Consider the following 7,446-nt stretch of genomic DNA (forward strand, 5'->3'; position numbering starts at 1 on the left):
CGCAACGGGGTTGGGGCAGGCCACTCTCGCGCGCCAGGGTGCCCAGCGCGGCGCTGTCCACGCTGCCGCGTCTGGAGTGCAGATCGAGCCGCCCCTGCGCCAGCTTGGCCATCTTGGCCGGACCGCCCGCGATGGTCAGCCGCGCGACCGGATGGGCGCGCAGATATTTCAGCACACCGCCGGCAAAGTCCCCCATCTCGATCAGCGCCGTCTCCGGCACGCCCAGCAGCGCCTGCGCGGCGCGTTCGGACACGTTGCCGGTCGAGGCTACTACATGTTCGAGCCCGGTGGCGCGCGCCACGTCGATGCCGCGATGGATGCTGTCGATCCATGCGCTGCACGAGAACGGCACCACGATTCCGGTGGTGCCCAGGATCGACAGTCCGCCGATCACGCCCAGCCGTGCGTTCAGCGTGCGGCGCGCCAGCGCTTCGCCGCCCGGGATCGACAGGGTGACGGCGACGTCCGCCCCCTGCGGCGTGATGTCGCGCAGGGCGGCGTCGATCATGCGGCGTGGCACCGGGTTGATCGCCGGCTCTCCGGGCGGAAGCGGCAGTCCGGGGCGCGTGACGTGGCCGACACCTTCGCCTGCCCGGAACACGATGCCGCTGCCGGGCGGAAGGGGGGCGAGGTCGGCGCGGATCAGGGCGCCGTGCGTCACGTCCGGATCGTCGCCAGCGTCCTTGATCACGGCCGCCCAGGCGCCGGTGTCCGTCTGGCCATGGTCGGCAAGGGCGAAGCCGGGAGTCTGTCCACCGGGAAGTGTGATCGTCACCGGGTCGGGAAAGCCGCGCCCGTGCAGGGCGGCCCAGGCCGCCTTGGCGGCGGCGGTTGCGCAACTGCCGGTGGTCCAGCCGCGCCGCAAGGGGGACGATGCCTGCTTCATCGCACACAGAATAGGCGATTTCGCGGGAAATGCGACGGGGGCGCGTCATGACGCGCGCCTTCATGATCGCCGCCCCGCGTTCGGGGGGCGGCAAGACCACGGTGACGCTGGGCCTCTTGGCCGCGCTGCGGGCACGCGGGGTGGCGGTGCGCGCGGCCAAGACCGGGCCGGACTATATCGACCCCGCGTTTCACGAGGCCGCAACCGGGCGGCCCAGCCTCAACCTCGACAGCTGGGTGATGCCGCCGGCGTTGCTCGACACGATGGTGGCGGAGGCGGCCAGCGGGGCGGAGGTTCTGGTCGTCGAATCGGCGATGGGCCTGTTCGACGGCCTCGCCGGTCCGGATGGCGCCCGGGGTGCGCCCTCCGACGTGGCGGCGCGGTTCGCGCTGCCAGTGGTCCTGGTTCTCGACGTTTCGGGACAGGGGCAGTCGGCGGCGGCCATCGCGCACGGTTTTGCCACGCTGGACACGCGCGTGCGGGTGGCGGGCGTCATTCTCAATCGCGTCGCATCCGCCCGGCATCGCAGCATGGCCGAGGGGGCGATCCGGGCTGCCGGGCTGCCCGTGTTTGGCGCGCTGATGCGCGACGATCTGCTGCATCTGCCGGAACGTCATTTGGGGCTGGTGCAGGCGCGCGAGCAGGACGGGCTGTCGGCGTTGTTTGCCCGTCTTGGCGGCCTGATCGAGGGCGGCATTGATCTGGACGCGCTTCTGGCGGCTGCGGGGTGGGTGTCAGCGGGAACGCACCATCCGTGCGCGATGCCGCCGCCGGGGCAACGGATCGCGGTTGCCGACGATGCGGCCTTCTCTTTTTTCTATGGCCATCTGGCGCAGGGCTGGCGCCGGGCCGGGGCGGAGTTGCTGTCGTTTTCACCTCTGGCGGACGAAGCGCCCGACGACACCGCCACGTGTTGCTGGTTGCCGGGCGGCTATCCCGAACTGCATGCCGCCGCGCTGTCGGCCGCGACACGATTCCGCGATGGGGTCGCGCGTTTCGCGATGACCCGTCCGGTGCATGGGGAGTGCGGCGGTTTCATGGTGCTGGGACGTGGCCTGGAAGACGCGCAAGGCGTGACTCACCCGATGTGCACCGTACTCGACCATGTCACAAGTTACGCGAAACGTCGTATGTCGCTCGGCTATCGGGAGGCGACGCTGCTGGCCGATGGCGTGCTGGGGACGGCGGGATCGGTTCTGCGGGGGCACGAATTTCACTACGCGCGGGTGACCGATGCGGGCTCCGATGCTCCGCTGGCCGCCTTGCGCGACGGCATGGGACAGTCGCTGGGGACCGCCGGAGGACGGCGGGGCCATGTGTCCGGTTCGTTCTTTCACGTTATGGCCCGCCATACACAGGAGAGTGTTGCATGAGCGACGATGCGGAGCACCACCGGGAGAAGATGCGCAAGCGCAAGGACGTGCAGGACCGCGAGGTCGCGTCCAAGACGGTGGAGAAGGGCCTTCTGATGGTCCATACCGGGCCCGGCAAGGGCAAATCCACCGCTGCGTTCGGACTGGCGCTGCGGATGCTGGGTCACGGTCGTCGTGTCGTGGTGGTGCAGTTCATCAAAGGCGCGTGGCAGACCGGCGAGCGCGATGCGCTGGCGCGTTTCGACGATCGGCTGGCGTGGCACACGATGGGCGAGGGCTTTACGTGGGAGACGCAGGACCGCGCGCGCGATGTCGCCGCGTGCGAGGCCGCGTGGGCGGTCGCGCGGTCGGCGCTTGCGGATCCGGACGTGGCGCTTGTCGTGTTGGACGAGTTGAACATCGCCCTGCGCTACGACTACCTGCCGCTGGATAGGGTGCTGCTTGACCTGGCGTCGCGCCCGGCGATGCAGCATGTCGTGGTGACGGGGCGCAACGCGCGGCCGGAACTGGTGGAGGCCGCCGATCTGGTCACCGAAATGGCGCTGGTGAAGCACCATTTTAAAAACGGTGTGAAGTCCCAACAGGGCATCGAGTTCTGATGGCCCGCGCGCTGATGCTGCAGGGGACGGGTTCGAGCGTGGGGAAATCCACGCTGGTCGCCGGGCTGGCGCGCGCGTTTACGCGACGGGGCCTGACGGTGCGGCCGTTCAAGCCCCAGAATATGTCCAACAATGCGGCGGTCACCGCGGATGGGGGCGAGATCGGGCGCGCACAGGCGCTTCAGGCGCTGGCGTGCCGCACGGTTCCGGTGGTCGACATGAATCCGGTTCTGCTCAAGCCGCAAAGCGAGGTCGGGGCGCAGCTTGTCGTGCGGGGCCGTGCGCGCGGGACGGTGCGCGCGCGCGATTATCAGGCGATCAAGCCCGGACTGATGCCCGACGTACTGTCCGCTTTCGGAACGTTGTGCGATCAGGCCGACCTGGTGTTGGTGGAGGGTGCGGGATCGGCGTCCGAGGTCAATCTGCGGTCGGGCGACATTGCGAACATGGGTTTCGCGCAGGCTGCGGATGTGGACGTGGTGCTGGTGGGCGATATCGACCGGGGCGGGGTGATCGCCAGTCTGGTGGGCACCGCGCGTGTGCTCGACGATGCCGATCGCGCGCGCATCAAAGGGTTCGTCGTCAACCGCATGCGCGGCGATCCGACGCTGTTTGCCGAGGGGATGCGTCTGATCGCGCGCCATACCGGATGGCAGCCGCTGGGTCTGGTGCCTCACTGCGCGGCCGTGTCTGCGTTGCCGGCGGAGGACGCCGCCGACCTGTGCGACCAGTCCGCCGGGCCGCCCGGGGCGCGGGACATGGTCGTGGTCGTCCCCCTGATGCCGATGATTGCGAATTTCGACGATCTCGACCCCCTGCGGTCGGAGCCGGGCGTGTCGCTGCGTCTGGTCGTTGCCGGGGAGGCGTTGCCGGTTGCCGATCTGGTGATCCTGCCCGGATCGAAAAGCACAATCGCTGACCTGATGTTTTTGCGCGAACAGGGGTGGGACATCGATCTGGCCGCGCATGTGCGGCGCGGGGGGCATGTGCTGGGCATCTGCGGCGGGTATCAGATGCTGGGCACGCACATCGCCGATCCCGACGGTATCGAGGGACCGCCGGGAGCGGTGGACGGTCTGGGGCTGTTGCAGGTCGATACGGTGCTGGGCGGCGACAAGTGCCTCACGACCATGACCGGGACGTTGTGGCCCGATAACGTGCCTGTCTCAGGCTACGAAATTCACATGGGGCGTACGACGGGCGCGGACACGTCCCGGCCGTTCGCGTGGATCGAAGGGCGGCCGGAGGGCGCCGTCGCGGCGAACGGGCGGGTTGCGGGCACATACCTGCACGGGGTGTTCGGAAAAGGGTCTGCCCGGTCGTCTCTTTTGAAAAGAGTCGGCGGTGTCGTATGCGATGGCACCGACCATGATGAGCGTGTCGAGGCGGCGCTGGACGCGCTGGCGGACCATCTGGAGGCGCATGTTGACCTGGACGCGCTCGTGGCGTTGGCGCGACCTGTGCGGGACCGTGCGGCGGGTGTCGGTTCGTCCACGGCCGGCTCTCGGGGAACAGGTACCTAACCGGGCGTCCTGGACCCCAGCGGCGGGAAGGTGATGATGGTCTGCGTCGTCACCATCGGATCCACCGTGTGCAGCAATGTGCTCATCCCCCATGTCCGTTGATCGAAGCGGGCGGTGCTGGTGATGCTGGTCAGCGTGTTGCCGGTGAACTGCATGACGGTGGTGAAGGCCAGCGGATGCGTCTGACCGCGCATGGTCAGCTTGCCGACAAGCTGTGTCTGCAACTGGCCATTGTGGATACGTGGTGTGCAGCTGCCGGTGTAGTGCATGGTCGGATGATCGTCCTCGTCCAGCATCAGGCCGGAGAGCATCACGCCGCGTAGCAACGCGCTGCCGACATGCAGGGTCGACACATTCATCGTCAGGTCGACGTGGCATGTCTGTTTTGACAGGTCGTAGACAAGTGTCCCATGCAGCTCGCCGAACGCGCCGTCGACACTGCTGAGCGCGGATGTCGCGTGCAGCGTCGCGTGCGTGTTGGCCGGCGTCAGCGTCAGGCTCTGGGTCTCGGCCCAGGAGCGCGAGGGGTGGGCGGCCAACAGCGCCAGTGCGCAGAGCGTCGATACGAGTCCCGTCCACCGTTTACGCACACGCACATCCTCCATCTCTCACCAAGGCCACAATGACGGCGAAGCCGGCCGTGCGGGAAGGGCCCTATATCACGTGCCAGCGCGCGGTCTCTGGTCGGCGGCGTTCCCATCCCCGGCGTTCCAGTTCCGGGGTGTCGGCCCTCTCCAGCGGGCGCCCCACGCACAGATAGGCAACAAACTCCCACGCCAGAGGCGCGTCAAGGCAGGCGGCGACCCGCGCGGGATCGAGGATCGACACCCAGCCGACACCGACACCGCGGGCCGTCGCCGCCAGCCAGAAAGTATGGATGGCCATCATCGTCGACCACACCGTCGTCTCCGGCATCGTCATGCGCCCCAGCCCGCGTCCCTGCGCCGGGTCGCGTTCGGAAAACACCGCGACATGGTGGGGTGCCTGATCGAGGCCCGCGAGCTTGAGGCGCGCATAGTCGTTGCGGTCAACGCCCCGGCCCGCCGTGGCGATCGCGTTGCAGCGTTCGAATTCGTCGCGGATGGCCCGGCGTCGGGCAGCGGATGTCACCTGACAAAAGCGCCATGGCTCCGACAGGCCGACCGAGGGCGCCAGACACGCGCTGGCCAGCAGGGCATCGAGCGTCTCCGGCGGCAGTGGGTCAGGCCTGAAATGCCGTACGTCGCGGCGCCAGCGAAGCAGCGTGTCGAGGCAGGACGGGTCGTCCGGGGGCAGAGCCGTCATCGGCGGAGGGCCTTCATCGTGATGACTACGACGGCGAGCACAACGCCCTGACACACACAGGCGCGCCGGTACAGCATCAGCGCGCGTGTCAGATCGTCCGTTGTCGCGTCGGCGCGACCCTCCCCCATCCAGTGGTCGTCCACGCGTGTCGCGCCATAGATGCGCGGGCCGGCCAGCCGCACGCCCAGAGCCCCCGCCATGGCGGCCTCCGGCCAGCCGGCATTGGGCGAACGGTGGCGGGACGCATCGCGCCAGACGGTACGAACGGCGCCGCGCGCGGACGCACCGCTCGTCAGGGCGGCCGCTAGGGTGATCCACAGCGCGGACAGCCGGGACGCGGGCAGGTTCACCAGATCGTCGAATCGCGCCGCCGCCCAGCCGAACGCGTCGTGGCGTGTTGTGCGGTGTCCGATCATGCTGTCGGCGGTGTTGGCGACCTTGTAGCCCACCGCCCCCGGCAGACCGGCGAACGAGGCCCAGAACAGGGGCGCGACCACGCCGTCGGAAAAGTTCTCCGCCAGACTTTCGATGGCGGCGCGCACGACGCCGGCTTCGTCCAGCGTCGCGGGATTGCGACCGACAATGTGGGCCACCGCCGCGCGACCGCCGTCCAGACCGCCGTCGTTCAATCCGTCGCGCACCGCGCGCACATGCGCCTCCAGCGAGCGTTGGGCGATCAGCGTTCCGGTCAACAGGCCCAGAACGGCCACCCCGATCCCGCGCAGGGTGGTCAGGATCACCGCCGAGACTGCCCAGGCAAAGGCGACCCAGACCGCCAGAAGGACCACCAGCGTCACGGCGCCGGCCAGACGGCGTATGCGCGCACTGTCGCGGGTGCGGTTGAACCGTGTGTCGGCCTGGGCGATCATGGCACCGATCCACGTCACCGGGTGGCCGATGCGGGCAAACAGCCATGCCGGATAGCCGAACAGCGCATCGGTGGCCGCGCCGAGAGCGGCGACGGGAAGAGAGCAGGAAGAGAAGGAAACGGTCATGGTCCCATCACCCCGGTCGGGACGAGCCCCGCGCCGGTGCGCTGTCCTAGCATGACCGTGCCCGTAGCGGGAGGCATCGAGCACGGTGGCCAAGTGGTCGCGGTCATGCGGGACTTCCCCGACGCGCCGCGTCCGTTCGTCGATCTGTCCACGGGGATCGGTCCGGTGGCCTATCCGTTCACGATGCCGGACGCCGATGCCTTTCATGCGTTGCCGCAGGCGGACGCGGAAAGGGCGCTCGTGGACGCGGCGGTCCATGCCTACGGCGTGTCCGATTCCCGTTGTGTGGTAGCGGGGTCTGGGACGCAATTGCTGATGGGGCTGATCCCGTGGGTGCTGCCCGCGCCGCATGTCACTATACTGTCGCCGACCTATGGCGGCCATGAACAGGCCTGGCGTCTGGCGGGTGCGCCCATCGCGCGTGTCCGCGATGTCCCGGCCCTGTGGTCGGCCCCGGCCGGCGGCACGGTGGTCGTCTGTTCACCCAACAATCCCGACGGCCGCGTCGTGCCGGTGGCCGACCTGCTCTCGCTTGCGGCCCACTGCGCGCGGACGGGCGGGCGGCTGGTGGTGGACGAGGCCTATGCGGATTTTGCGTCGGACAGCATCGCGCCCCATGTGGCTCGGTCGGGTCTGGTCGTGCTGCGCTCGTTCGGCAAGAGCTACGGGCTGGCGGGGATGCGTCTGGGGTTCATGCTGGCGGAGGTAGCGGTCGCCGAACGGGTGCGCGCGGTGATGGGGGCGTGGCCGGTCGGCACGGTGGCGCTGGCGGCCGGAACACAGGCG

At 69.0% G+C, this 7,446-nt stretch carries 8 protein-coding genes; 4 read left to right on the forward strand and 4 right to left on the reverse strand.

Annotated features, from left to right (window positions below):
* A partial coding sequence (locus HUK82_RS12900) for a cobalt-precorrin-5B (C(1))-methyltransferase (protein WP_176614349.1) occupies positions 1-886 on the reverse strand: 886 nt, incomplete at its 3' end.
* A gap of 47 nt (positions 887-933) precedes the next feature.
* Between HUK82_RS12900 and HUK82_RS12905 the strand changes: the two genes are divergently transcribed.
* The 3 genes from HUK82_RS12905 to HUK82_RS12915 are packed head-to-tail and all read left to right on the forward strand — an operon-like array spanning position 934 to position 4,381.
* Complete coding sequence (locus tag HUK82_RS12905) at positions 934-2,259, forward strand: cobyrinate a,c-diamide synthase (protein ID WP_176614350.1); 1,326 nt, start codon at positions 934-936, stop codon at positions 2,257-2,259.
* Positions 2,256-2,858: a cob(I)yrinic acid a,c-diamide adenosyltransferase gene (cobO, locus tag HUK82_RS12910; protein ID WP_176614351.1), complete on the forward strand. Its 603-nt coding sequence runs from the start codon at positions 2,256-2,258 to the stop codon at positions 2,856-2,858. The genes HUK82_RS12905 and cobO overlap by 4 nt, the downstream gene beginning before the upstream one ends.
* On the forward strand, positions 2,858-4,381 hold the full coding sequence (locus HUK82_RS12915) for a cobyric acid synthase (protein WP_246495729.1): 1,524 nt from the start codon (positions 2,858-2,860) through the stop codon (positions 4,379-4,381). The genes cobO and HUK82_RS12915 overlap by 1 nt, the downstream gene beginning before the upstream one ends.
* Here the strand turns inward: HUK82_RS12915 and HUK82_RS12920 are convergent.
* Genes HUK82_RS12920 through cbiB form a run of 3 tightly spaced genes read right to left on the reverse strand, consistent with a single transcriptional unit; the run spans position 4,378 to position 6,660 of the window.
* Complete coding sequence (locus HUK82_RS12920) at positions 4,378-4,977, reverse strand: YceI family protein (RefSeq protein WP_306308919.1); 600 nt, start codon at positions 4,975-4,977, stop codon at positions 4,378-4,380. The genes HUK82_RS12915 and HUK82_RS12920 overlap by 4 nt on opposite strands.
* A 58-nt stretch (positions 4,978-5,035) precedes the next feature.
* Positions 5,036-5,665, reverse strand: a complete 630-nt coding sequence (bluB, locus tag HUK82_RS12925; RefSeq protein WP_176614353.1) for a 5,6-dimethylbenzimidazole synthase — start codon at positions 5,663-5,665, stop codon at positions 5,036-5,038.
* Complete coding sequence (gene cbiB / locus HUK82_RS12930; protein ID WP_176614354.1) at positions 5,662-6,660, reverse strand: adenosylcobinamide-phosphate synthase CbiB; 999 nt, start codon at positions 6,658-6,660, stop codon at positions 5,662-5,664. The genes bluB and cbiB overlap by 4 nt, the downstream gene beginning before the upstream one ends.
* A 51-nt stretch (positions 6,661-6,711) precedes the next feature.
* On the opposite strand from cbiB, the gene HUK82_RS17560 reads away from it, so the two are divergent.
* The coding region (locus HUK82_RS17560; RefSeq protein ID WP_176614355.1) for an aminotransferase class I/II-fold pyridoxal phosphate-dependent enzyme at positions 6,712-7,446 on the forward strand (735 nt) is incomplete at its 3' end.

The sequence above is a fragment of the Ameyamaea chiangmaiensis genome (assembly GCF_013376175.1).
In the GTDB taxonomy this organism is placed as follows: domain Bacteria; phylum Pseudomonadota; class Alphaproteobacteria; order Acetobacterales; family Acetobacteraceae; genus Ameyamaea; species Ameyamaea chiangmaiensis.